This window comes from Mesorhizobium kamtschaticum (genome assembly GCF_056174585.1).
In genome coordinates this window covers 4615382-4640032 of sequence record NZ_CM149691.1, presented here as the reverse complement: position 1 = coordinate 4640032, position 24651 = coordinate 4615382, and the positions used below count along the sequence as shown (strand labels likewise).

Annotated in this window: 19 protein-coding genes and 1 pseudogene; 8 read left to right on the top strand and 12 right to left on the bottom strand. The window is 63.2% G+C overall.

Features of this window, described 5'->3' with window-relative positions:
• Nucleotides 1-55 precede the first annotated feature (55 nt).
• Complete coding sequence (locus AC0V7N_RS22900; RefSeq protein WP_496627278.1) at nt 56-1891, top strand: monovalent cation:proton antiporter-2 (CPA2) family protein; 1836 nt, start codon at nt 56-58, stop codon at nt 1889-1891.
• A gap of 15 nt (nt 1892-1906) precedes the next feature.
• Nucleotides 1907-2452, top strand: a complete 546-nt coding sequence (locus tag AC0V7N_RS22895) for a DUF924 family protein (protein ID WP_475450628.1) — start codon at nt 1907-1909, stop codon at nt 2450-2452.
• A 26-nt stretch (nt 2453-2478) separates the two neighbouring features.
• Here the strand turns inward: AC0V7N_RS22895 and folK are convergent, their stop codons facing one another.
• From folK to folP, 3 genes are read right to left on the bottom strand one after another with little or no spacing between them, the layout of a single operon-like run.
• Complete coding sequence (folK, locus tag AC0V7N_RS22890) at nt 2479-2991, bottom strand: 2-amino-4-hydroxy-6-hydroxymethyldihydropteridine diphosphokinase (protein WP_475450627.1); 513 nt, start codon at nt 2989-2991, stop codon at nt 2479-2481.
• Entirely contained in the window at nt 2975-3334 is a 360-nt protein-coding gene (folB, locus tag AC0V7N_RS22885) for a dihydroneopterin aldolase (protein WP_172228641.1), read from the bottom strand. Before folB ends, folK begins: the two co-directional genes overlap by 17 nt.
• Before the next feature lie 3 nt (nt 3335-3337).
• Nucleotides 3338-4189, bottom strand: a complete 852-nt coding sequence (folP, locus tag AC0V7N_RS22880) for a dihydropteroate synthase (RefSeq protein WP_475450626.1) — start codon at nt 4187-4189, stop codon at nt 3338-3340.
• 100 nt (nt 4190-4289) lie between these two features.
• Here folP and AC0V7N_RS22875 point away from each other — a divergent pair, with 100 nt between their 5' ends.
• Complete coding sequence (locus tag AC0V7N_RS22875; protein ID WP_475450625.1) at nt 4290-4913, top strand: DUF922 domain-containing Zn-dependent protease; 624 nt, start codon at nt 4290-4292, stop codon at nt 4911-4913.
• Nucleotides 4914-5143: 230 nt separating this feature from the next.
• Complete coding sequence (locus AC0V7N_RS22870) at nt 5144-6625, top strand: MDR family MFS transporter (RefSeq protein ID WP_475450624.1); 1482 nt, start codon at nt 5144-5146, stop codon at nt 6623-6625.
• 84 nt (nt 6626-6709) lie between these two features.
• Here the strand turns inward: AC0V7N_RS22870 and AC0V7N_RS22865 are convergent, their stop codons facing one another.
• From AC0V7N_RS22865 to AC0V7N_RS22855, 3 genes are all read right to left on the bottom strand, one after another.
• Complete coding sequence (locus AC0V7N_RS22865; RefSeq protein WP_475450623.1) at nt 6710-7741, bottom strand: NAD(P)/FAD-dependent oxidoreductase; 1032 nt, start codon at nt 7739-7741, stop codon at nt 6710-6712.
• 98 nt (nt 7742-7839) lie between these two features.
• Entirely contained in the window at nt 7840-8160 is a 321-nt protein-coding gene (locus tag AC0V7N_RS22860; protein ID WP_027044661.1) for a 2Fe-2S iron-sulfur cluster-binding protein, read from the bottom strand.
• Between the two features lie 97 nt (nt 8161-8257).
• Nucleotides 8258-8626 (bottom strand): Hpt domain-containing protein, encoded by a 369-nt coding sequence (locus AC0V7N_RS22855; RefSeq protein WP_475450622.1) that lies wholly within the window; start codon nt 8624-8626, stop codon nt 8258-8260.
• 270 nt (nt 8627-8896) lie between these two features.
• Between AC0V7N_RS22855 and AC0V7N_RS22850 the strand changes: the two genes are divergently transcribed.
• Together AC0V7N_RS22850 and AC0V7N_RS22845 are read left to right on the top strand one after the other, a co-directional pair.
• Nucleotides 8897-15490, top strand: a complete 6594-nt coding sequence (locus AC0V7N_RS22850) for a kinesin (protein ID WP_475450621.1) — start codon at nt 8897-8899, stop codon at nt 15488-15490.
• A 185-nt stretch (nt 15491-15675) separates the two neighbouring features.
• Complete coding sequence (locus AC0V7N_RS22845; protein ID WP_475460448.1) at nt 15676-16290, top strand: 3'-5' exonuclease; 615 nt, start codon at nt 15676-15678, stop codon at nt 16288-16290.
• Nucleotides 16291-16329: 39 nt separating this feature from the next.
• On the opposite strand, the gene AC0V7N_RS22840 is transcribed toward AC0V7N_RS22845, so the two are convergent.
• The 4 genes from AC0V7N_RS22840 to AC0V7N_RS22825 form a co-directional block, all read right to left on the bottom strand.
• The gene (locus AC0V7N_RS22840; RefSeq protein ID WP_475450620.1) at nt 16330-16938 is read right to left on the bottom strand and encodes an ABC-type transport auxiliary lipoprotein family protein; all 609 of its coding nucleotides are present in this window, start codon (nt 16936-16938) and stop codon (nt 16330-16332) included.
• A 79-nt stretch (nt 16939-17017) separates the two neighbouring features.
• Nucleotides 17018-18391, bottom strand: coding sequence for an MlaD family protein (locus AC0V7N_RS22835; RefSeq protein ID WP_475450619.1), 1374 nt, complete (start codon nt 18389-18391; stop codon nt 17018-17020).
• A gap of 14 nt (nt 18392-18405) precedes the next feature.
• Nucleotides 18406-19215: an ABC transporter ATP-binding protein gene (locus AC0V7N_RS22830; RefSeq protein WP_475450618.1), complete on the bottom strand. Its 810-nt coding sequence runs from the start codon at nt 19213-19215 to the stop codon at nt 18406-18408.
• Nucleotides 19216-19218: 3 nt separating this feature from the next.
• Entirely contained in the window at nt 19219-20406 is a 1188-nt protein-coding gene (locus AC0V7N_RS22825; RefSeq protein WP_258583542.1) for an ABC transporter permease, read from the bottom strand.
• A 76-nt stretch (nt 20407-20482) separates the two neighbouring features.
• Here AC0V7N_RS22825 and dgcA point away from each other — a divergent pair.
• Nucleotides 20483-21465, top strand: a pseudogene (gene dgcA / locus AC0V7N_RS22820) (N-acetyl-D-Glu racemase DgcA).
• Here dgcA and AC0V7N_RS22815 read toward each other — a convergent pair.
• On the bottom strand, nt 21385-22650 hold the full coding sequence (locus AC0V7N_RS22815; RefSeq protein WP_475450616.1) for an MFS transporter: 1266 nt from the start codon (nt 22648-22650) through the stop codon (nt 21385-21387). The pseudogene dgcA and the gene AC0V7N_RS22815 overlap by 81 nt on opposite strands.
• 125 nt (nt 22651-22775) lie before the next feature.
• Nucleotides 22776-23591, bottom strand: coding sequence for a UDP-2,3-diacylglucosamine diphosphatase (locus AC0V7N_RS22810; protein ID WP_027044671.1), 816 nt, complete (start codon nt 23589-23591; stop codon nt 22776-22778).
• Nucleotides 23592-23710: 119 nt separating this feature from the next.
• On the opposite strand from AC0V7N_RS22810, the gene AC0V7N_RS22805 reads away from it, so the two are divergent.
• Complete coding sequence (locus AC0V7N_RS22805; protein ID WP_475450615.1) at nt 23711-24490, top strand: SDR family oxidoreductase; 780 nt, start codon at nt 23711-23713, stop codon at nt 24488-24490.
• Nucleotides 24491-24651: the final 161 nt, after the last annotated feature.

Here is a 24651-nt window from a genome sequence, read left to right as displayed (position 1 = left end):
TGCCTCCCGCTCCAACTGCATGCAAGGAGTGCTGTCGGACATAGGGACAAGAGGCATGGCAGCGGAAGCGTCGGGCAGCGATCTCATTCAGGTGGTGGCGCTGCTTGCCGCGGGCGTCGTCGCCGTTCCGATCTTCAAACGCATGGGCCTGGGCTCGATCCTGGGCTATCTCGCCGCCGGCGTGGTGATTGGCCCATTCGGCATCGGCGTCTTTTCCGAATCGGGAGCCATCCTCCATGTCGCAGAACTCGGCGTCGTCATGTTCCTGTTCATCATCGGACTGGAAATGCAGCCGTCGCGGCTCTGGGGCCTGCGCAGGGAGATTTTTGGGCTCGGAGCACTGCAGGTCGGGGTCTGCGCGGTCTTGTTGACCGGTGTGGGAATGGCCGGAGGCTTCCCGATCTCGCAATCCTTCGTCGCCGGCGCCGGTTTCGTGCTGACCTCGACGGCGATCGTCATGCAGCTTCTCGAGGAACGCGGCGAGATCGCCTCGCCGAAAGGCCAGCGCATCGTCTCCATCCTGCTGCTGGAAGATCTGGCCATCGTGCCGCTGCTGGCCCTGATCGCGTTCCTGGCGCCAGGCGGCGCCGACACCAGCCTGTCGGAAAGGCTGACCGAGGTCGGCATCGGCCTTGCCGCGATCGTCGGACTGGTGCTGGCCGGCCGCTATCTGCTCAACCCCTTCTTTCGCATCCTGGCGGATGCCCGTGCCCGTGAGGTGATGACGGCCGCGGCGCTTCTGGTCGTGCTCGGATCGGCGCTCGCCATGCAGCTCAGCGGCCTATCGATGGCGATGGGCGCGTTCCTGGCCGGCGTTCTTCTGTCCGAATCGACCTTCCGCCATCAGCTGGAAGCCGACATCGAGCCGTTCCGCGGCATCCTGCTCGGCCTGTTCTTCCTGGCGGTCGGCATGTCGCTCGACCTGCATGTGGTGGCCGCGAACTGGAAGCTGATCGCCATCTATGTCGTCGCCTACATGGTGATGAAGGCGTTTGGCATCTACATCGTCGCCCGCATCCTCAAGACAGGCCATCGCGAGGCGCTGGAACGCGCCGTCTTCATGGCGCAAGGCGGCGAATTCGCCTTCGTCCTTTACTCCGCCGCCGCTGCCGTCGGCATCATCGACAGCAACGCCAACGCGACGCTGACGGCGATCGTCATCATCTCCATGGTGCTGACACCGCTGGCGATCATCGCCTTGCGCTATATCACCCCGCGCGACGAGCAGTCGCTCGACGGCGTCGACGTCGCCGATGGCCTGACCGGCAGCGTGCTGGTCATCGGCTTCGGCCGCTTCGGCCAGATCGCCAGCCAGCCGCTGCTGCTGCGCGGCATCGATGTCTCGATCATCGACAATGATGTCGAGATGATCCAGGCGGCCGCCGATTTCGGCTTCAAGGTCTATTATGGCGATGGCACACGACTCGACATCCTGCGCGCCGCGGGCGCTGGCCAGGCGCGCGCCGTGCTGATCTGCGTCGACAAGGCCGACGCCGCCGTCCGCATCGCCGAACTCGTCAAGGCTGAGTTTCCCTTGCTGACCGTGCTGGCGCGCGCCTTCGATCGCGGCACCGCTCTGCAACTCATCCGCACCGGCGTCGACTATCAGCTGCGCGAGACCTTCGAATCGGCACTGGTTTTCGGCGGCTCGGCGCTGGAATCGCTTGGCGTTGATCCTGAAGACGTGGCTGAAACGATCGAAGACGTCAGGCGCCGCGACAACGACCGGTTCGAAACCCAGCTCGCCGAGGGCATCCGCGCCGGCCAACGCTTCTTGCGGGGCAGATCCGGTACGCCGATTCCGACACCGCTCTCCACGCCGCGCCGTCCTGGTCAGGCCCTCAACGAGGAGACGGCCGGCGTTCTGCACAAATCCGAAACGGCCGATTGAACTAAGGATCCATGCATGGAATTGGACAGCCGGGCCCTGTCGGTCACCAAATTCTGGCGTAACGCCGGCGAGGATGCATGGTTCGGGAAGAACGAGGCTTTCGATGCCGATTTCCGTGACCGCTTTCTCGACCTGCACTATGCCGCCGCGCGGCGCGAATGCGACGACTGGTCAGGCCATGCCAAAGGCTCGCTGGCGCTGATGATCCTGCTCGACCAGTTTCCGCGCAATTGCTTTCGCGGCACCGGCCATATGTACGCGACCGACCCGCTGGCGAAGCATTTCGCTCAAGAGGCGGTCGCTGCCGGGCATGACCTGGCGCTGGAACTGGAAGTCCGCGTTTTCCTGTATTTGCCGTTTGAACATGCGGAAAACCTTGCCGATCAGGACATTTCGGTCGAACTGCACACCGCCAGGGCCGAGTTCAACCTGAAATACGCACTGGAGCATCGCGACATCATCCAGCGCTTCGGCCGCTTTCCGCATCGGAACAAAATGCTTGGCCGTGAGACGACACCGCAGGAGCAGGCGTTTCTCGACGAAGGCGGCTTCTCCGGCTGATCGCTACGACGGTCGTGGCGAAGAGCTCAGGTCAGCCACCAATCCCGACCGGACGTCAGACGTTCGATGCCTGATGTCTCGACCCCAGCCAGGCGTTCCGACACGCTTCGCCCGCCGACGGCAAGGTCCGGCGCGATCTCGGCCAACGGCGCCAGCACGAAGGCGCGCTCCAGCATGCGTGGATGCGGTACTTCCAGCCCGGTCTCGTGGATGACGCGGTCACCGAACACCAGAATGTCGATATCGATCAGGCGCGGCCCCCAGCGCTCCTCGCGCACGCGCTTCAGCTTGCGCTCCGCATCGAGGCAAAGGTCAAGCAGCGCCCGAGGCGACAGCCGCGTCGACAGTTCGGCCGCGGCGTTGAGGAAATCCGGCTGGTCGATCTTGCCCCAGGGCGGCGTGCGGTAGAGCGAGGAGACGGCGGTGACCCGCGTGTCCGCATCGGCGTCGAGAATGCGCAGCGCCGCCGCCATCGAGGCCGCCGGATCGCCCAGATTGCCGCCGAGGCTGAGGTAGACGGTGTTATTCGGGCCAGACAACGGTCACCTCGACATAATCGAGCACGCCGGGCACTGGCGCGTTGGGCTTGCGCACGGTGATTTCGGCCCTCCTGATCTGCGGAAACCGCTCCGTCAGCGCCTTTGCCACTTCCATTGCCAGGGCCTCGATCAGGAAGCGCCGCTCGCCGGTGATGATCTTTTCGATCACGGTGAAGGCAATGCCGTAGTTGACGGTTTCCCCGATGGCGTCGTCGACAAGGGCGCGTCCGGGTTCGACCGACAGCACCGCGTCGACATAGAAACGCTGGCCGAGCGCCTCCTCCTCGTCGAGCACGCCATGCCGGGCAAAGAAGGCGCAGTTCTTCAAGCGGATGACATACATGGCTCAGCGTCCCGGTCGGTCGTTTTCAAGAGCCAGCATAGCATCCGCCACGGCCAGCGCGTCCACGTTGATTGCGACATCATGGACGCGAAACAGATGCGCGCCCTTGAGCCTGAGAATGACGCTGGTCGCCGCCGTCCCGGCAGCGCGGTCGGCCGCATCGCGGCCGGTGACGGTGCCGATGAAGCGTTTTCGCGAAGTGCCTGCCATCAGCGGAAAGCCGAGCGCATGAAGCTCGGAAAACCGCGCCATCAGATTGAGATTTTCCTGCGCCGTCTCCTTGGCGAAGCCGAAGCCGGGATCGAGCACGATGCGATTGTCCGCAACGCCGTTGCGACGCGCGATCTCCAACGATTTTTCCAGGAACGCAAACTGGTCGGCGATCACGTCGGGCAGTTTCTCACGGTCCCGCCCGGTATGCATGATGATGAGCCCGGCGCCGGTTTCGGCCGCGACCCGCGCAATGTCGGGCTCGCGCTGCAGGCCCCAGACATCGTTGACGATGTGTGCGCCGGCAGCCACGGCCAGCCGCGCGGTCTCAGTACGATAGGTGTCGACCGAAATCAGCACCTCATTGGCGCTCGCCAGCGCCTCGATCACCGGCAGGATACGCGCCTGTTCCTCGCTGGCCGATATGGCGGCGGCGCCCGGTCGGGTCGATTCTCCGCCGACATCGATGATGCCAGCCCCTTCCCCGACCATGCGACGCGCCTGAGCCAACGCCGCTTCGGGAGCATCAAACAGGCCGCCGTCGGAAAAACTGTCGGGGGTGACGTTGAGGATGCCGACGACCACGGCCTTGCCGCCAAGCTCGAGATGGCGTCCATGCGCCAGCTGCCATCGCCTTGCCGTCATTGCTCATCTACCATGGGGCTCATCAACGATGTGTGATCCGCAAAGGATCAATTCCGTTGCGCCGGCAACGGCCGTAAAGCAAGGTGGTTGAAGAGGCAATATGATGAAACGATCCCTGCTTTGCGCACTGCTGCTTGCCGTGACCGCCGTCCCGGCGGGCGCGGCCAATCTGGTGAAAACTTACAGCTATTTTTCCATTGGCGGCAGCACGCTCGAAGATATCGAGAAGCAGCTCTCCAAACATGGACCGCAGGTCAAAAGCACAGGCTCGCGCCACCCCGGCGCCACCCAGATGGCCTTCACCACCCGTATCAGCTACGCAAAACAGGCCGGCTCCTGCCGGATCGCGGACGCGGCCGTGACCGTCAAGGTCAAGGTGATCCTTCCGGAATGGAGCCGCCCGCGCAAGGCGGACCCCGATGTGAAGCTGTTCTGGGATACGCTGGCTGCCGACATCAAGCGCCACGAAGAACGCCATGTCGAGATCGCCAAGAACCATGGCCGCCAGTTGGAAGATGCGCTGAAGGCGACTTATCCGCAGAAGGATTGCGGTGCGGCCAAGGCCAAGGCGGCCGAGATCACCGCCGCCATCCTCGCCAGCCACGACCGCGCCCAGGTGCAATTCGATCGCGTCGAAAGCGTCAATTTCGAAAGCCGTATCCTGCGGCTCATGCGCTATCGAATCCAGCGCATCGAGAACGGTCAGTTGCCGCCACCGGCCTGAATTTCGGCGGCGCAGCTGATGGCGCCAACGCAGGCCAACCACGCCGAAGCGTAGTGCCAGCTTCGAAAAATTTTCGAGCAGAGGTCGAATCGGCTTATACGGAACGACATATCACGGGGTTGGCAGGGCACAACCTTCGAAGCACGAGCACCACGACCTATCGCGCGGCGGATACACCAGGCAAGCCCAATCGGTGACCCGAACAGCGCGCAAACACATGGACAAAGACTATGGACCAGGCTGCCGACAAGCAGACCATGGCGGCTGCCGCCACACCACTGACCGAAAGCGAGAAGAACGCCATCATTGGCGGCGTTCTCCTATCGATGCTGCTGGCCGCACTTGACCAGACCATCGTCGCGCCTGCCATGCCGACCATCGGGCGCTCGCTCGGCCATGCCGAATACCTGCCATGGATCGTCACCGGCTACCTCCTGACCGCAACCGCCGTGGCGCCGCTCTACGGCAAGATTTCCGATGTCTATGGCCGTCGGCCGACCGTCTATGCGGCAATCCTTATCTTTCTCGCCGGATCGCTGGTCAGCGCAATGGCTCCCAACATGTTCGTCCTTGTCCTGGGACGCGCCATCCAGGGTGCCGGTGGCGGCGGCCTTTTTGCCCTGACGCAGACGGTGGTCGGGGACCTTGTCCCGCCGCGCGAGCGAGCGCGCTATGCCGCGTGGTTCTCCGGTACGTGGGCCGTTGCCAGCGTCGCCGGGCCGTTGCTGGGCGGCACCTTCGCGCAACATCTGCACTGGTCGCTCATCTTCTGGATCAATATCCCGCTGGGCTTCCTTGCGATGGCGATCATCAACAAGCCACTCAAGAAGCTGCCGATCGCCGCCAAGAACCACAGCATCGATGGTCTTGGCGCGTTGCTTCTCATTGTGGCCACGGCCCTGCTGCTGCTGGCGCTGAACTGGGGCGGCAGCGCCTATCCCTGGTTATCGCCGGAAGTCATTGGCGTCCTGGCCTGCTCCGCCTTTTTCTGGGGCGCCTTTGCCCTGCGCTTGATGCGAGCCGCCGAACCGCTCATCTCGCTCGAGGTGCTGGGCAATCCGATCGTCCTGGCCGGCACTCTGTCGATGTTCCTGTTCCAGGCCTCCAGCGTCGGCCTTGCCGTCTACCTGCCTGTCTATCTGCAGTCGATACTTGGCCTGACGGCCAGCCAGTCGGGCATTGCGATGCTTGGCCTTCTGCTTGGAACCGTGGGCGGCGCCGCTTCCAGCGGCCGCCTGATACCGCGCTTTACCCATTACAAGCGCATCGCAATGACCGGCGTCATCTTCGCCTCCCTGTGCATGGGCCTGCTGGCCTTTGTCGCCGGCCATGCATCGCTGCTTGCTGTCGAAGTGCTGACCATCTGCATCGGATTGGGAACCGGGACGACATTTCCGGTAACCACCGTCTCCGTGCAGAACGCCGTCGATCGCATGCACCTTGGCGTGGCAACGGGCGTGCTGACCTTCCTGCGTTCGCTGGGCAGTGCGTTGGGGGTCGCGATTCTTGGCGCCGTCGCTCTGGGCTTTGGCTTGCCACTGGCCGGCGAAGGCGTGCAGATGGCTGGACATGTCGTATCCGTCCAACCCTTCATGATGATCTTTCTCGTCGCGGCCGCCACTTTGGTGCTGGGGCTCATCACGCTGACGCTGATGCCCGAGAAAGAGCTTCGCGGTCATGTCGACAATCCGGCGCCGATCCTGGCGGAGTAAGGGGCAATTCCAGGAAAAGTGTAAAACGGTTTTCCTGGGAAAAGCGTATGGCGCTTTCCCTTGGGAATTGCATCAGAAAAAGCTCTAGCCGGTAACGCCGAGCTTCTTCTGCAGGCTTGTCGACGAGGTCGTGTACTGGAACACGATGCGTTCGCCGGGGCTGATGATGCGCTTGGCGGCCTGCGCCATCAGCGCCACTTCATGGAAGCCCGACAGGATCAGCTTCAGCTTGCCCGGATACCAGTTGATGTCGCCGACCGCGAAAATGCCGGGCACCGACGTCTGGAACTTCTCGGTGTCAACCGGGATCAGGTTCTCGTGGAGATTGAGCCCCCATTCCGCGATCGGCCCGAGCTTCATGGTCAGACCAAAGAACGGCAGCATGCGCGTGCATGGCACTTCGATATCGCCGTCCGGACCGCCCTTGATGGTGGCCGATGACAGTTGGCCGTCTGCGCCGGTCAGCCCGGTCACCTGGCCGACCCTGAATTCCAGCTCCTTCATTTCCTGCATGGCGTACATCTTGTTGACGCTGTCGGGCGCGGCGCGGAACTCAGGACGCCGATGGACCAGCGTCACGCTCTTTGCCACCGGCTGCAGGTTCAGCGTCCAGTCGAGCGCCGAGTCGCCGCCGCCGACGATAACAAGGTCGTGGCCGCGAAAATCCTCCATCCGGCGCACCGAATAGAAGACGCTCTTGCCTTCATAGGGCTCGATGCCCGGGATCGGCGGCCGCTTCGGCTGGAACGAGCCGCCGCCGGCGGCGATGACGACCACCTTGGCCTCGAACACCTCATTCTCGTCGGTGGTGACGCGAAAGCTGCCATCCTCCAACTTTTCGAGGCTGGAGACCATGCGATTGTAGGTGAAGTCAGGCTTGAACGGATGGATCTGCTCGAGCAATTTGTCGACCAGCCCTTGCGCCGAGATCGAAGGCCAGCCGGGAATGTCGTAGATCGGCTTTTCCGGATAGAGTTCCGCGCATTGGCCGCCCGGCCGGTCGAGAATATCGATCAGGTGGCACTTCATGTCGAACAGGCCAAGCTCGAACACGGCGAACAGGCCGACAGGCCCTGCCCCGACAATGAGAACGTCCGTCTTGATTGTTTCGCTCATTCGATGTGTCCCCTTGGGAATGGGGCGAGACTGCATGAGCCGTGGCCTGCTGCCAAGCAGCAAGTATCAAAGAAATTGGACCGTGGGCCGAAGGCGCCTTAGCCCTGGCGCTCCGGCACCCGCACCACCAGGCCGTCGAGCGCGTCGCGCACCTTGATCTGGCAGGACAAACGCGAATTCGGCTGGACGTCGTAGGCGAAGTCCAGCATGTCCTCTTCCATCGCTTCCGGTTCGCCGACTTCCGCCGTCCACGCCTCGTCGACATAGACATGGCAGGTCGCGCAGGCGCAGGCGCCGCCGCACTCCGCCTCGATCCCAGGCACGGCGTTGCGGATGGCGTTTTCCATGACCGTCGAGCCGTTTTCGGCATCCATGTCAAAATGTGTGCCGTCATGGGCGATGAAGGTCAGTTTGGTCATTTGTCACCTGAGAGTTTCCGCCGAGATAATCACTCCGGCAGACAAGTCAACTGCCGCGCGAAAGCGCCGCTCCGTGACGTTTTTCCACAAACCGGGTTCAGCGATTGATGGCGGCGATGAAATCGCGCACTTCGTCGATCAGCTTGCCAAGCCGCTTGAGTGTCAGGCCGTCCTCCGGCCGCCGCTCGATTTCGGTGGCGCAATCGGCGATGGCGAAGGCGCCGACGCCGCGAGCCGACCCTTTCAATCCATGCGCCAGCAGAAGCCTGTCCTTGATGTCGGCATCGACTATTTTGTCGCGCACCGACAGCGCCTGCTGTACAAACAGTGCCAGCACTTCCTGCTCAAGGGCGCGGTCGCCCATCGTTTGCCGGGCAAGGTGTGCCAAATCGACCGGTCGGGACTGTCTGGTTCCCGATACGTCGCCCCCGGGCATTGAGAAGGCAATGCCGCTTTCGCCACGCATGAACTCGAACTCCGTTTCTTCGGTCGCCAGAAAACTAGGCGAATCCAATGGACAACGGGTTAATGAATGGCCGGGAAAAATGTTGCGAAAGCGGCGCCCAAATCACGGTTCCGTTAACCTTATATTTAAAGTTTTACGTATCTCGCGGAATGCATGTTTTCTTTACCCCCCTGTGTCATTACGATACGAGGGTCCATTTTCAGCCTCCTGCGCGGGGGTACGACAACGACAATTATAAGCCCGCGGCAGCTAGTACAGGGTAGCGAAGGCATGGCAAAGAAACCAACGACGACGACGAGAACGCTTGACAGCGACGTGGCCAGGGAACTGGAAAAAGCGCTCGATCTCGACCTCAGCAGCGATGTCGGCAGCGGCGACCTCGATATCGCGGCTTCGATGGAAGATCTGGAAGCGCAGATATCCCAGGCCGCCGACGAACTGGCACGCGAGGGACGCAACCAGAAGCCGGCACCCGCCGCCAATCAGGCTCCCGTTGCCAATCAGGCCGCAAAGGCCAAGCCCGCCGAACTGCGTCCCGTTGAGACACGCAATGGCAATGGCACGCAGCCAACGGGCTTTGCGCCGGCCAATGACGATCGTCAGAAGGACTACAAGACGCTTCTGCACAGCCTGAACAGGCGTGCCTCCAACACCGTCTACTGGATCATTGCCTTTGTCTCGCTCGCCTGGATCGCGGGCGCCGGCGGGCTGGCCAACCTGCTGTTCGGACCGAGCATCTGGCGGATCCGCACGCTCGACCAGTTCCTGGCCCGTCCCGAACTGATTGGCCTCGCCATCGCGGCGATCGTGCCGATCATCCTGTTCTGGGCCTTCGCGGCCATGATTCGCCGCGCCCAGGACATGCGCATTGCCGCACAGTCGATGACGGAAGTGGCCTTCCGCCTGACCGAGCCAGAAAACATGGCGCAGGATCGCGTCATGATGATCGGCCAGGCCGTTCGCCGCGAGGTGGCGGCCATGGGCGAAGGCATCGAACGCACGCTTGCCCGCGCCGTGGAACTGGAAACGCTGGTCCACAGCGAAGTCAACCAGATCGAGCGCTCCTATTCGGAAAACGAAACCCGCATCCGTTCGCTCGTCGACGGGCTCGGCAGCGAGCGCGAGGCGGTCGTCACCCATGCGGAGCGGGTCCGCGCCTCGATTTCGGGTGCGCATGAGACGCTCCGCGACGAAATCGGCGCTGCCAGCGACATCATCCGCGACTCGATCCTCAACGCATCGACCAAGCTGTCGATGACGATCACCAATTCCGGCGACACGCTGATCGACCGCATCAACGAAAGCTCGATGTCGATCTTCGATTCCGTGGAAGGCCGGCTTGATAACATCACCGACAGGCTGTCGACCTCTGGCGAGGCCTTCGCCAGCCTGCTCGACACGCGCATTGCCAAGCTGACGGACACGACGGACGGCCTGACCCGGTCGCTGACCGATCTGCTCGACGATCGAACCACCGGCATGGTGTCGCTGCTTGGCGGCGCCGCGCGCACCCTCAATTCGGAGTTCGAAGCCAGCCTCAACGGCATCGAGCGCACGCTGGCCGAACGCGGCCAGGCGCTGATCAGCGAGTTCCAGACCCGCGCCGAGGCTCTGGACACCGGCACCCAGAAGCTCAACGCCGCGCTCGAGGCCCGCGCCCGCCAGATCAATGAGACGCTGGTCGAGCGCGCCCGCGAAATCGCCCACACCTTCGCCGAGAGCAAGGACACGCTGGCCGCGATGATCGATCAGGGCAAGACCCAGATCGGCGCCGACATGGCCGACATCGTCACCTCGACATCGAGCATGCTGGAGGCCCGTGCCAGCGACTTTGCCGGGCGCATGGAAGCGGCGCGTCATGTCGTCTCGCGCTCCTTCGACAGCGACATCCAGCGGCTTGCCGACGCCCGCGTCGGCATCGAGGAAGCCGTCGAAAACCACAGCCGCAAATTGTCCGAAAGCCGCGAGCGCATGGCTGCCGCCATGCAGGCGGATCTGGCGAAATTCGCCGAGGGTCGCGCCGGCATCGATGCCGCGGTGACCAACCAGGTGCAGAAGCTGGCCGAAGGCCGCACCCTGATCGCGCGCGCTCTCGAAGAGGATCTGCGCAAGGTCAACGAATCGCGCGCTGCCATCGATGCGTCGCTCGGCAGCCATCTCGAAAGGCTCGAAGAAGGCCGCAACCGGCTCTCTCTGGCTCTCAACGAAGACTCCGGGAAACTCGTGCAAGCCCGCACGATCATTGATGAAATGGTCGCCGGTCACGTTGGAAAGCTCGCCGAAGGCCGCAACATCCTGTCGCGCGCCCTGGAAGCAGACCTCGGCAAACTGTCCGACAGCCGCGCCAGCATTGACGGCCTGGTCGCCGGCCAGGTCGAGAAGATTGCCGAAGGCCGAGCGGTGCTCGCCAAGGCCTTGGAAAACGACATCGCCGGCATCAAGAGCCTGATCGAGGCGCATTCGACGAAGCTGGTGGAAGACCGCGGTCATCTCGGCCGTTCGCTCGAGAACGACCTCTCGGGCATCAGGGGCCTGCTTGACGATCATTCGGTCAAGCTTGCCAATGACCGCAGCCTGCTGTCGCAGACGCTCGAAGCCGACCTTGCCAAGCTGGCTGAAAGCCGCTCGAGCATCGACGGCCTCGTCGCCGGTCAGGTCGAGAAGCTGGCCGAGGGCCGCGACATTCTCAAGCGCGCGCTGGAATCGGACCTCAACACCATCAAGGGCGTCATATCGAGCCAGTCGGAAAGGCTGGCGGAGGACCGCGGACAGCTTTCGCGGGTCCTGGAAGCCGACCTGCAGAATGTGAACAGCGTCATCGCCGACCACATGAACAGGCTGGTTCAGGATCGTTCGACCCTGTCGAAGGCTCTCGAGGACGACCTTGCCAAGCTGGCCGACAGCCGTTCCAGCATCGACGGTCTGGTCGCCGGTCAGGTCGAGAAGCTGTCGGAAGGCCGCGACATCCTCAAGCGTGCCCTGGAAGCCGACCTCAACACGATCAAGAACACCGTTGCCGACCAGTCGCAGAGACTGGTTGACGACCGCGCCCAGTTCGCCCGGGCGCTCGAAGCCGATCTCGACAGCGTCAACAGCCTCGTCAACAGCCATGGCGAGAAGTTGGTGCAGGACCGGTCGACGCTGTCCAAGGCGTTGGAAGACGATTTGGCTAAATTGGCTGAGAGCCGGTCCAGCATTGACGGGCTGGTTTCGGGCCAGGTCGAGAAGCTCGCCGAAGGCCGAGATATCCTCAAGCGGGCTTTGGAGACAGACCTCAACACAATCAGAGGTGCAGTTACCGACCAGTCGCAGAAGCTTGTCGATGACCGCGCGCAGTTCGCGCGAGCTCTGGAAGCCGACCTTGAGAGTGTCAGCGGCCTGGTGAACAGCCATGCAGAAAGGCTCGTCCAGGATCGTTCTACTCTGTCGAGAGCCCTCGAGGACGATCTGATCAAGCTGGCCGAGAGCCGTTCGAGCATTGACGGCCTGGTTGCCGGCCAGGTCGAGAAGCTGGCGGAAGGCCGCGACGTTCTCAAACGCGCCCTCGAAGCCGATCTCGCGAAGCTGGCCGAAAGCCGCTCCAGCATCGACGGTCTGGTCGCCGGCCAGGTCGAGAAGCTGGCCGAAGGCCGCGATATTCTCAAGCGCGCGCTGGAATCGGACCTCAACACCATCAGGGGTGTCATATCCAGCCAGTCGGAAAAGCTAATGGAAGATCGCGGGCAGCTTTCGCGGGTCCTGGAGGCCGACCTGCAGAAGCTGACCGAAAGCCGCGGTGAGATCGACGGTATCATCGCCGGCCATGTCGGCAAGCTGGCCGAAGGCCGCAACATGCTCACTCGCGCGCTGGAAGACGATCTCGGCAGGCTTTCCGAGACCCGCAAGGATGTCGACCGCTCGCTGTCCGGCCACATCGACCAGATCGCCGCCCGGAGCACCGACATTTCGGCCGCGATCGCCGCCGATGTGGACAAGATCGAGCAGGCGTTCAGCCGTCAGACCGGCATCATCGAGGAACGCGCCGGAACCATGGAGCGCGCGCTCTCGACCGGCGTCGACAATGTCCGCAGCGTGCTCGAGAAGAGCGCTGTCTTCGTCGCCGGTGCCTTGCGCGAAAAGGTCCTGGAGGTCACCAGCACGCTGCATGAGCAGGCCGGTGCGGCCTTCAGTGACGCAGATCGCAAGATCGCCGAGCGCGCCGAGCAGACGTCCGCCGCGCTCTTGGCTCGGGCCGAAGACATTGCCCGCACCTTCGAGGAGGCCGATCGTCGCCTCCACGCCCGTGCGGAAGATACATCGAACGCCTTGCTGGCGCGTGCCGACGATACGTCCAGCTCGCTGCTGGCCCGTGCCCATGAAGCCGCCGACCAGCTGGCCACCCGCGCCGGCGAAATCGCCGGAACCTTCGACCTCGCGGACCAGAAGCTCGCTGCCCGCGCCCAGGCAACCACCGACCAGCTGGCCGCCCGGGCTCAGGATACCGCGGATCATCTGGCCGCCCGTGCAAACGAGATTGCTGGCGCCTTTGACGCGGCCGACCAGAAACTGGTTGCCCGCGCCGTCGAGACGGCGCAGTCGCTGGCCGCCCGCGCCGGCGACATCCTGCGCAACTTCGAAAGTGCCGACCAGCGGCTCGGCGTGCGCATCGGCGAATCGGCCGAGGCGCTGGCCGCCCGCGCGTCGGACCTTGGCCGCATCTTCGACGCCGCCGACCAGCAACTGGTCTCGCGCATCGCCGAAGGTTCGGACGCACTCTCCAACCGTGCTTCGGAAATCGGCCGCATCTTCGACGATGCCGACCAGCGCCTGGTCTCGCGCATCGCCGACAGCACGTCGACGATCGGCGAACATGCGCAGACCATCGTCGGTGCTTTCGCCAGCACCGAGCAGAGGGTTGCCGACCGTGCGCGCCAGACCGGCCAGGAGATGGCCGTGCATGCCCGCGAAATCGAGCAGGCGCTTGCCGGCGCCGACGAGCGTCTTGCATCGAGCGCGGCGGCCGCGGCCGCCCGTGTCGAGGAGCAGATCGCCAGCGTCGAGAACCGGCTCGCCTACACCGCCGAAACGATGGGCCAGAGGCTCAACGAGCAGGTATCGACCGCCGAGGCGCAGCTCGTTTCGCGCGCCAATGTGATCGCCGAGACCTTCACCGCGGTTGGCCAGCATATCGGCCAGAGCACCAACGATGCCGCCAAGACGATCGGCGCCAACACCCGCGAACTCAACACCATGCTCGCGGCGCGGTCGGCCGAAATGTCCAAAATCCTCGACGAGACCGCACGGCCTTTGGTCGAGCGCTTCGCCCAGGGCGGCTCGGAACTGCAAAAGAGCATGGAAGAGGTCACCGAACGCGCCACCGAGAAGCTGCGCAGCGAAAATGCTGCCCTGGTCAACGCGCTCGCCAGCCGCACCGCCGAGACCTTGTCGGCGGTCGAAGGCGCCCGCTCGTCGCTGTCCGACAGCGTTGCCGATCTCATTGGCCGCATGACCAAGTCCAGCTCGCAGCTCGGCCAGCTGATCGAACAGGCCGCTGTCAACCTCGGCCAGGTCGACGAACGCCTGAGCGGCAGCACGCAGAGCTTCGCGGCGACCACCGAAAAGGCGGCGCAGACCTTCGCCAGCTCGGCGCGTCTGGTCGATTCGAACACCACAAGGCTGACGGAACTGTCATCGTCGACCCTGCGCGAAGTGGCCTCGATCGCCACCAAGTTCGATGAGCACAGCCGTCTGCTGGCCAGCGCCTCGGACCTGTTGAGCTCCGCCCAGAGCAACCTCGAGCACACGCTGGAAAGGCAGTCGTCGCTCGAAGACCTCGCCGTCGGCCTGGTCAAGAAGTCGGAAGATCTCGAAAGGGTCATGCGCTCGTTCGAAAACCTCGTCGGCCAGACGCTGCAGAACGCCGAAGGCAAGACGATGGAGTCGGCCGACAAGATCCGCAACGCCATCACCGATGTCGTCGATTCGGCGACCAAGCGCTTCGCCGATGCGACCGATGAGATGCGGCGCACCGCGAGCTCGATCAAGAGCGAACTCGACCTCACCCGCGCCGAGCTCAAGAAAGGCGTCATCGAGATGCCGGAAGAGGCAAAGGAATCGACCTCTGCCATCCGCCGGGCCGTTTCCGAGCAGATCAACGCCCTGAAGGAGCTTTCGGACATCGTTGCCAAGTCCGGTCGCGGCGGCGGCGACACCTCGGAGCCACGCAATCTGCGCCCGGCGCCGCAAGCGCCGGCGGCACGTCCCGCAGAGCCGCCACGTCGTGCGCCGGCACCGCAGCCCGAGCTTCGCACGCCTCAGGCACCGCTGGGCGGCACCGCGCTGCGCGGCACGCTCGATCTCGAGCGTCCGGCCGAGGCGGCACCGCGCCAGCGTCCTGACGCCAACGCCCGCACGCCACAGGGCGGCTGGGTGCGTGACCTGCTGACCGCGGCGTCGAACGATGCGGAGCTCAGGCCGGCAGCACCGCCTTCAGCGCCTGCTGAAGCACCGCGCGCGGCCCCTGCCCAGCGCTCGCCGCTGCATGTCGTGGAATCGCTCAACTCGCTGTCCGTCGACATCGCACGGGCCATCGACCACGACGCTTCGATCGAGTTGTGGAACCGCTATCGGCGCGGCGAGCGGGACGTCTTCACGCGCCGGCTCTACACGCTGAAGGGCCAGCAGACGTTCGACGAAATCCGCCGCAAGTATCAGGGCGAGGCCGAATTCCGCGCCGCCGTCGACCGTTACTGCGACGACTTCGAAAAGTTGCTCAAGGATGTCTCGCGCAACGACCGCGACAACATCATGGCGCAGACCTACCTGACCTCGGACACCGGCAAGGTTTACACTATGCTGGCCCACGCCAGCGGCCGCCTGCACTAAGCCAGGATTGAACAGGCGGGGCCATGGCCCCGCCTGCGCGCCCCCTTACATTCGGCGCGTGCTGCCCACCATCACCGGTTGTTGTGATCCAGATGCTTTCGCGAACCTCCCAAAGCCAAAGTCCGACAGCGCGAAGACCACAGGCAAACCGCTGTTCCTGACCCTGGATAAAAAGCGTGCCGACCGTGAAGACGGCAATCATATTCGACTGCGAGTTTCTCTGCCTTGAGGGTTCGCAACGCCGATTCTGGTGCGCGGCCCACGATCCCGACCCGGTCATCGCGCAGATCGGCGCGGTCAGGCTTGGGCTTGAAGACGACTTTCCGCTGCTCGGTACACACAAGGCTTATGTCAGGCCGATCGACCGGTTTGGCCAGAGATACGCACTCGACTCGTTCTTCACCAAACTGACCGGCATCACCGAAGACGACATCGAGACCGGCGGCGTCGCGTTGGGAGATGCCCTTGCCGACGTCGATCGTTTTTCCGACGGGGCGCGATTCTGGTCCTGGGGCAAGGACGAACTGAACATGATCGCCATCAGTTGCTATGTCGCAGGCATTCAGCCTTCCATCACGGCCACCCGGTTTGACAATGCCGTAAAGCTGCTGATCGCGGCCGGGATGCCGATCGAGGATTTGGCGAGGACGCCGAGCAACAAGCTCGCGGACTATTATGGCGTCGAACACCCGCCGTTGCAGGGGCACGACGCACTCGACGACGCGCTGTCCGTAACTTACACCTTGCAGCACCTGCTGAAGGCCGGAAAGCTGCGGCCCGATGTCTTCGGTTGCCTGTAGCTTGAAAGAGAGTCTGGCGGGATTCCAGTACGCTGAAGCTCAGATCACCGAATCGGTCCAGCGAACGATCTGCTTGGCGGCATCCCCAAACGCGCTGTCGAGCGCGCTGACATAGGCAGGGTTGCCACTGCCCGAAACGGGCGCGGATGCCGTAAAGCTCTTGGACGCGCGCACCTCGCCGTTGCGGTCGTTGAGGATGCGCACGAACAGGTCGACCTCGGCGTGCTCGCCACCATCGACGCGCACCTCGAACGAACGGACCTCGACGATCACCTGGTAGTCGATCGCCAGGCCCTCGCCCGGCTTGCCGACGCCGGCAAAGCCACCGGAGCGCTGGAAGGTCTCGGCCAGCCGCGCCTGCACGATCAGCGGCAGCCGGTCGGCCCATTGCGCACCCTTGAGGTACTGGATGGAGTGGTCGGATGGCTTGATAACGATGTTCTGGCTGTCCAGCGCCTTGAGCGCCGAAGGCTGGGCGATCAGGATTTGCTTGCGGCTATGGCCATGGGCGTCAACCGAAGGCGCAGACAGCTCGAACGTGTCGAGCGGCGCAGGCTTGCCGCCCAGTGCCGCGCAGCCGGCAAGCGATAGCGCAAGCAGTACCGCAGCCGATGTCAACCCGCCCGTTCTCACCCACACAGACTTCACGCGCGATCCCCGTTGTCCCCGGATCGTAAGATCAACCCGCTTTCGCAGCTCATGTTCTTGAGGCGAGCCGACGCCGAAGTCAACGCCGCGCCCTGCCATCGAATTGCCGAACCTCGCCGTCGCCACCCGAAAGAATGCGTTGCGGATTGCGGCTGAGATCCGTCACCGCCTCCTCGATGCGGTTGATCGAGCGGCGGCTGTCCTGCACCAGCGCCTCGACATTGGTCAGGCCCTGGCCCGAGAAGCGCGCCAGATTGTCGGTGATGACGCCAAGCCGCGCATTCAGCGTATCAGCGACCTGCTTGAACGACTTCAGCGTATCCCTGGCGTCGGCCATCACGCCATCGGCCTGCCCCGACCCAAGCAACGTATCGACCTTGGCGAGGATGCCGTCGACACGCACCGAGGCGTCGTTGAGCCGCTGCGCCAGTTGCTTGGCGTCCTTGATCGTCTGGTCGATGTCGTCGGCCCGGTTGGCGAACTTGCTGGTCACCACGGCGATGTCGGCGGCGGCCTTGTCGGCGCTTTCACTCGCCTTCTGGATGTTGGCGAGAGCTGTGCGCACCTGCGCCGGGTCGATGCCGTCGAGCACGCCATCGACCTTGGCCAGCGTGCCCTGCGTCCGCTTGGCGAAATCATTGACGGATCCGACCGCGGTGTCGACATTCTTGATCACGCCGTCGAGCTGCTGCGATGTCTCCTTGAGATTCGCGGTCACCGTGTCGACATTGGCAACGATGCTCTTGATCTTGTCCTTGTCGACAGCATTCAGAATCCCTTCGGCGGCCTTCAGCGTGCCGTCCAGCTTGCCTGAAACGCCTTTCAGCTCATCGGATAGCGCACTGACGGCGGTCAGGAACTTGTCGATGCCGTCAGAATTCTTGGCCAGCGCGTCGGAGAATGTCTGCACGTTCTGGACAGTCTGCGTCAGCGGCCCGCGAACATCCTTGGTGAAGCCCTCGAGTTCGGTCAGCACCTTGTCGGCACGTGTGAAGATGTTCTGAGCCGTCTGCAGCAGGTTGGTCACAGCCGAGGGGTTGGCGACAATCTCGGCCACCTTGCCTTCCTTCTCGGCCTGGTCGAGAAGTTTGACTTCCTTGGGATCGGCACCCTTGAGTTCGATATTGGCCTGGCCGGTGAGGTTGGCAAGGCCAAGATCGGCCTGCGTCGACTTGGTGATCGGGGTCAGCCGGTCGACTTGGGTGTCGGCGATGGCGACCGTCGGATTGTCGAGGTCGAGGTAGACGCGTTTGACCACACCGACCTTGACGCCGTTGAACAGCACCAGACTGCCTGGGCCGAGGCCGGAAGCCGAACCCGGAATGCGCACGCGCAGCAGCGTGGTCTCGCCCCTGTCGCCGATCGCGGCGGTCCAATAGACGAAAGCGAACGCCGCCAGGATCGCAACCAGCGTGAAAATGCCGACAATGACGTAGTTGGCTCTGGTTTCCATGGCTTCACTTATGGCTATGCACGTGCGGCAAGATCAAGTTGCCGGGCGCGTTTTCCGCGGAAATAGGATTTCACCCACGGTTCCTCGCTCTTCAGCATGTCGTCGATAGTGCCCTCGACCAATACTTTCTTCTTGCCGAGCACCGCCACGTGGTCGCAAGCGGTAAACAGCGTATCGAGGTCATGCGTGACCATATAGACGGTCAAATCCATGGTGTCGCGCAGCTTGACGACGAGTTCGTCGAATTCGGCCGCACTGATCGGATCGAGGCCGGACGTCGGCTCGTCGAGAAAGACGATGTCTGGATCGAGTGCCAGGGCGCGCGCCAGTGCGGCGCGCTTGATCATGCCGCCGGAGAGTTCGGAGGGAAATTTCTGCGCCGCGTCCGGCGGCAGCCCGACCAACTCGATCTTGAGCAGCGCCAGCTCGTCCATCAGCTTTTTCGGCAGGTCGAGATATTCGCGCATCGGCACCTGCACGTTTTCCTGCACGGTCAGGGCCGAAAACAGCGCGCCATGCTGGAACAGCACGCCAAGCCGCATGTCGACGCGAAGACGTTCCATGTCGCTCGCTTTATCGACATCTACGCCGAACAACTTGATCGTTCCAGATTGTTTGCGCAGCAGGCCAAGGATGGTGCGCAAAAGCACCGATTTGCCAGCGCCCGAGGCGCCGACAAAGCCTAGGATCTCGCCCCGTCTGATATCGAGCGAAAGTTTGTCGAGGATCAGCTTTCCGTCGATAGCAACGGTGACGTCACGCACCGAAAGAACGATATCGCCGTCGTCCACTTCCTTCATTTTGATGCCATTGCCCTCCGCCATCTGTCAGAACGCGATCGCTGCGTAGAAGATGGCGAAAAGCCCATCCAGGATGATGACGACGAAGATCGACTTCACCACCGAGGCGGTCACGTGCTGCCCCAGCGATTCGGCGCTGCCGCCGACCTTCATGCCTTCAACCGAGGCGATCGTGCCGATGATCATGGCCATGAAAGGCGCCTTGATCAGGCCGGCAAAAATGGTGCTGAGGTCGATGGCGATGCGCAGCCGGTCAATAAACGCCGCTGGTGTAATGCCGGAATAAAGCCAGGCGGCGGCCATACCGCCGCCAAGCGCCGCGAAATTGGCGATGATGGTCAGGCAAGGCAGCGCGATGACAAGCGCGACCAGCCGCGGAAACACCAGAACGCCGATCGGGTTGAGGCCGATAACCTTCAGCGCGTCGACCTCCTCGCGCATCTTCATCGAGCCGATCTCGGCGGTGATCGCGCTGCCGGAGCGGCCGGCGATCATGATTGCCGTCATCAGCACGCCGAGTTCGCGCAGGATCAGCACGCCGACCAGATCGACGACAAGGAGGTCGGCACCGAAATAGCTGAGCTGGTAGGCGCCCTGCTGGGCAACGATGGCGCCCACAATCGCCGACATCAACACCACCACAGGAATGGCGCCGACGCCCATGCGATCGATCTGGTTGAAGATCGCCGCCGGGTTGACGGCATGGCCGCGGCCGAGCTTCATCTGCGCGCCACGGATGGTGGCGCCCAGAATATTCATCGACGCGAGGAAATCATCGCGCATCTCATAGACGCGCCGGCCAACCGCCTCTAGGGCGCGAATGACGATGTTGGGCGGCCGCGCCGGTGCGGATTCAGGCTCGCGCCGGACAGCCTCGCTCACCGCGTCGAGCAGGATGGAAGCAATCTCGCTTTGGCCTTGCAGCCGGACCTCGACGTTCTTCTTCTCGAAGGCGCTGACCAGCCGGTCGATCAGCCACGCACCGGCGGTATCGATCTTCTCAATTTTCGAAAGATCAAGCGCCAAGGTCTTGAAACCGCTTCGTTTCTCGATTTTGCGCATGTCGGCGTCGATCAGCGCTACGGTCCGTGTCGTCCAGATTCCGGAGAACGCGCAGCCGAGAACGCCGCCCTCCTCGCCGACCGCCACGTGCGGTTGGTGGTCAGCCTCCGAGGCGGTCGTGCCGCTTGCGTCGCGCTTGCCGATGGTCAACATGGCGTCCTGTTTAGCCTGACGGGTCTGACCTGTCGATTTGCCGACCACGCTTGTCGCATAGCCGGAGCAGAAAAATATGGCGCGTGTCATTTCGGTTGAGGCCGAGCGTTTTCCCATCGCCGGCACCTTCACCATTTCCCGCGGCTCCAAGACCGAGGCCGAAATCATCACCTGCACGATCGGCGAAAACGGGCATGTCGGTCGCGGCGAATGCGTTCCCTACAAGCGCTATGGCGAGACGATGGAAGGCGTGCACGCCGCGATCGAGGCAATGCGCGAGCAGATCGCCGACGGCATCGACCGGACCGCCCTGCTCGACGCAATGCCGGCGGGAGCCGCCCGCAACGCCGTAGACTGCGCCCTGTGGGACCTTGAGGCAAAGATTAGCGGCAACCCGGTGGCGAACGCCATCTGGCCGGGCCCGCTGCGTCGGCTCGAAACCGCCTACACGCTGTCGCTCGGTGAACCCGAGGCGATGGCGGCACAAGCCCGGGCCAATGCGGACCGGCCACTGCTGAAGGTCAAGATCGGCGGCGACAATGACATCGCCCGCATCCAGGCGGTGAGACAGGCCGCGCCTCAGAGCCGAATCATCCTTGATGCCAATGAGGGCTGGACCGACGACAACATCGTCGCAAACCTCGCTTTCGCCGCGGAGCAAGGCATTGCGCTCGTCGAACAGCCGCTGCCGGCGGGTCACGACGAAATCCTGCGCCACATCGCGCATCCGGTGCCGATCTGCGCCGACGAAAGCGTGCATGAGGCGAAGAACCTGGAAGCGCTGGTCGGCCTTTACGATGCCGTCAACATCAAGCTGGACAAGTCGGGGGCCTCACGGCGGCGCTCGTGCTGCGAGATCGTGCCCGCGAGCTGGGTTTCGGCGTCATGCTCGGCTGCATGGTCGGCACATCGCTGGCGATGGCGCCTGCGGTCCTGCTCGCCCAGGACGCCGATTTCGTCGACCTTGACGGGCCGCTGCTACTTGCCCGCGACCGTGTGCCCGGCCTCGTCTACCAGGGTTCGCTTGTCTTCCCTCCGGACCGGGCGCTTTGGGGCTGAGCGCGCGGCGAGCCCGATCAGCACGAGGCCGACGACTGCGATCGGGATCATCACCAGGAAACCATCGACGCCGAGACGGTCATAGAGCGGGCCGGAAGCAAGCGTAACGGCGGCCATGAAGAAGCCGTTGAAGAAATAGGCGATGCCTTGCGCGGCACCCGTGCGCTCTTCGGAGACGGTCTCGGCGATCATTTTCTGCAGGCCTATGAGCACCATTGCGACCGACACCGAATGCAGCGACTGCACGGCGAAGAAGCCGGGGATACCAAGGCCGAGCGGCCATACCAGTGGAAAGAGGATCCAGCGCACGATCGACCCGATGCCGGCGATCACCATTACCCTGACGACGGACACGGAGGCGAAAATGCGATTGAAGAACAAGAACATGCAGACTTCTGACACGACACCCCAGGCCCATAGAAGGCCGACGACGGAATCGCCGATGCCGATCGATTTCCAGTAGATGGAAACGAAACCGTACAGAAAGGCGTGGCTGGCGGTAATGATGCCGACGCCGAAGGTGAAGTAGAGGAAATAGGCATTGAACAGGCTCGGCGCCGCATGCTGGATGTCCGCCGCCGACAGCGGCGAGGCCTTGCGGGGCCGCCCCATGCGCGGTGCGAACAGGGCAGCGGCAAGCGCTGCGGCGAGCGCCACGAATATGATCACCGGCACGGCTTTGGCTCCGGCCCCCGCCAGGATGAAGCCGCCCACGACATTGGCGCAGAGATAGGAGATCGAGCCCCATTTGCGCATAGCGGTGTAGTTCGAGCCGAAGCGGCGCACCCCGGACAAGGCCAGCGAATCGGCCATTGGCGAATGCGGCGTCCAGACGATCGTCAAAAGCAGCGATACGGCCAGCACGATCGCGTAGGTTGCCGGCAGGAAATAGCCGGCCGAAATCACCATCGTTGCCGCGACCAGCGCGATATAGACGTTGGCGCGGTCCTTCGCCCGGTCGGCAAGCGCCGTCAGCATGGGCGTCGTCACAACGCGCAGGAACATCGGCGCGGCAAGGATGACGGCGATCTGTTCGGCGCCGAAACCTTTCGCCTGCAGCCAGAGCGGAAAATAGGGCAGATGCGTGCCTTGCGACACGAACAATGTCGCGAAGATCAGGCTCATGCGCAGTTCGAAATGGCGCGGCTTGACGAGCTGTTCTGGCGAAAGCGGCGGCAGGGACATGAATCGATCCAATTACGCCGCGCTCGACCGGCTGGCGGTGTAGATCGATCCCTTAACATGGCGGAAAACCAGACGAAACCAGCTGGACCAATCGATTGACGCTTAAAGTCGTCGCGACCTTCGCGTCAGGCCGCCTGCCCTACGCGATCTTCGATGAGCATGGGGATGAAAGGCTCGTCCAGCGATTCAGGCAGGACTTGCGCCCAGGTCAGGATTTCCATCCGGCCATCGAAGTGCTCGACCACGGCCGTGCAGCTTTCCACCCAGTCGCCGGTGTTGATGTACTGGACATCGCCGAAATTCTCGATGGCGGCATGGTGGATATGGCCGCAGATGATGCCGTCGACATGCGAGCGGCGCGCTTCTTCCGCAAGCATGGTCTGGAACGAGCCGATGAAGTTCACTGCTTTCTTGACGTTGACCTTGGCCCAGGACGAGAACGACCAGTAAGGCAGGCCGAGCAATTGGCGCAGCCGCGTCACCACGCGGTTGACGATCATCGCGGCGTCATAGGCGTGGTCGCCGAGATAGGCGAGCCAGCGCGCGTTGTGCACCACCGTGTCGAACTGGTCGCCATGGATGACGAGCAGGCGCTTGCCGTCGGCTGTTTCATGGATGGCGCGGTCGGCAACGACGATGCCGCCGAAATGCACGCCCTGGAACTGGCGGGCGAATTCGTCATGGTTGCCGGCGATGTAGGTGATGTTGGCGCCCTTGCGCGCCTTGCGCAGCAATTTCTGCACGACGTCATTGTGGCTTTGCGGCCAGTGCCAGCTCCGCCGCAACCGCCAGCCATCGACGATGTCACCGACCAGATAGATGATGTCGGCGTCGTGGTAGCGCAGGAAGTCGATCAGGAACTCGGCCTTCGCCGCCTTCGAGCCGAGATGGACGTCGGAAATGAACATGCTGCGGAAAGTGCGGGGCTCTTGGCCTGACATCGCGATTTCACCCTTGCTTTCGAGCAGCCTATGCCCCGATTCATGCAACAACCGTATGACGGTTGCGATTGGTCCAGCCTAAGGACTAGCTTGCCGGCCAAATCACAGGAGAAATCGTCATGGATCTCGGTATCAGCGGAAAGAAGGCCATCGTCTGCGCTTCGAGCAAGGGTCTTGGAAAAGGCTGCGCGATGGCGCTGGCCGAGGCCGGTTGCGATATCGTCGTCAACGGCCGCAACGCCGAGCTGGTCGCCAAAACCGCCGCGGAGCTGCGCCAGCGCTATGGCGTGACGGTGACGGAAGTCGTAGGCGACGTTTCGAAGCCCGAGGTGCAGAAGGCGCTGCTCGCCGCCTGTCCCGAACCCGACATCCTGGTCAACAACAATGGCGGTCCGCCGCTTCGCGATTTCCGCGAACTCGACCGTGCCAAGATCCTTGAAGGCGTTACCCAGAACATGGTGACGCCGATCGAGCTGGTGCAGGCCGTGCTCGACGGCATGGCCAAGCGCGGCTTTGGGCGCATCGTCAACATCACCTCGCTGTCGGTCTACGTCCCTATTCCTGGTCTCGACCTGTCGTCGGGCGCGCGCGCCGGCCTGACTTCGTTCCTTGCCGGCGTGGCGCGGACGGTGATCGACCGCAACGTCACCATCAACAGTCTCTTGCCGGGCAAACTCGACACCGACCGTTTGCGCGGCCCGCATGAGGCCGGCACCGTCGAGGACCCCGCTGCAGCTGCGGCGCGCAAGACCCGCATCAGTGCCGATGTGCCGGCCAAGCGGCTCGGTACGCCGGAGGAATTCGGCCAGATCTGCGCCTTCCTCTGCTCGGTCCATGCCGGCTACCTGACCGGGCAGAACATACCGGTCGACGGCGGCCTCTATGTCAGCGCCTTCTGATCGAAAGGGCGGCGAAACGGCAGGACTCATCTGGTATGAAACAGCCGTAAGCATCTGACATCTAGCGATTTTCGACGCGCCGTCGTTTAAAGCTACCGGCGCGTCAATTAGCGTCGCGAAAAACCTTGGCCGCATGCTAAAAGGTCTCTCGAAGCAGGTTT

What these genes read in the sequence shown, in the direction of transcription:
- folP (WP_475450626.1), bottom strand. Translation starts at nt 4,189, where the DNA reads ATGACGGCAAGGCGATGGCAGCTGGCGCATGGACGCCATCTCGAGCTT.
- AC0V7N_RS22870 (WP_475450624.1), top strand. Translation starts at nt 5,144, where the DNA reads ATGGACCAGGCTGCCGACAAGCAGACCATGGCGGCTGCCGCCACACCA.
- AC0V7N_RS22895 (WP_475450628.1), top strand. Translation starts at nt 1,907, where the DNA reads ATGGAATTGGACAGCCGGGCCCTGTCGGTCACCAAATTCTGGCGTAAC.
- AC0V7N_RS22805 (WP_475450615.1), top strand. Translation starts at nt 23,711, where the DNA reads ATGGATCTCGGTATCAGCGGAAAGAAGGCCATCGTCTGCGCTTCGAGC.
- AC0V7N_RS22900 (WP_496627278.1), top strand. Translation starts at nt 56, where the DNA reads ATGGCAGCGGAAGCGTCGGGCAGCGATCTCATTCAGGTGGTGGCGCTG.
- AC0V7N_RS22875 (WP_475450625.1), top strand. Translation starts at nt 4,290, where the DNA reads ATGATGAAACGATCCCTGCTTTGCGCACTGCTGCTTGCCGTGACCGCC.
- AC0V7N_RS22825 (WP_258583542.1), bottom strand. Translation starts at nt 20,406, where the DNA reads ATGTTGACCATCGGCAAGCGCGACGCAAGCGGCACGACCGCCTCGGAG.
- AC0V7N_RS22850 (WP_475450621.1), top strand. Translation starts at nt 8,897, where the DNA reads ATGGCAAAGAAACCAACGACGACGACGAGAACGCTTGACAGCGACGTG.
- AC0V7N_RS22855 (WP_475450622.1), bottom strand. Translation starts at nt 8,626, where the DNA reads ATGCGTGGCGAAAGCGGCATTGCCTTCTCAATGCCCGGGGGCGACGTA.
- AC0V7N_RS22810 (WP_027044671.1), bottom strand. Translation starts at nt 23,591, where the DNA reads ATGTCAGGCCAAGAGCCCCGCACTTTCCGCAGCATGTTCATTTCCGAC.
- AC0V7N_RS22835 (WP_475450619.1), bottom strand. Translation starts at nt 18,391, where the DNA reads ATGGAAACCAGAGCCAACTACGTCATTGTCGGCATTTTCACGCTGGTT.
- AC0V7N_RS22830 (WP_475450618.1), bottom strand. Translation starts at nt 19,215, where the DNA reads ATGGCGGAGGGCAATGGCATCAAAATGAAGGAAGTGGACGACGGCGAT.
- AC0V7N_RS22860 (WP_027044661.1), bottom strand. Translation starts at nt 8,160, where the DNA reads ATGACCAAACTGACCTTCATCGCCCATGACGGCACACATTTTGACATG.
- AC0V7N_RS22865 (WP_475450623.1), bottom strand. Translation starts at nt 7,741, where the DNA reads ATGAGCGAAACAATCAAGACGGACGTTCTCATTGTCGGGGCAGGGCCT.
- AC0V7N_RS22815 (WP_475450616.1), bottom strand. Translation starts at nt 22,650, where the DNA reads ATGTCCCTGCCGCCGCTTTCGCCAGAACAGCTCGTCAAGCCGCGCCAT.
- folB (WP_172228641.1), bottom strand. Translation starts at nt 3,334, where the DNA reads ATGTATGTCATCCGCTTGAAGAACTGCGCCTTCTTTGCCCGGCATGGC.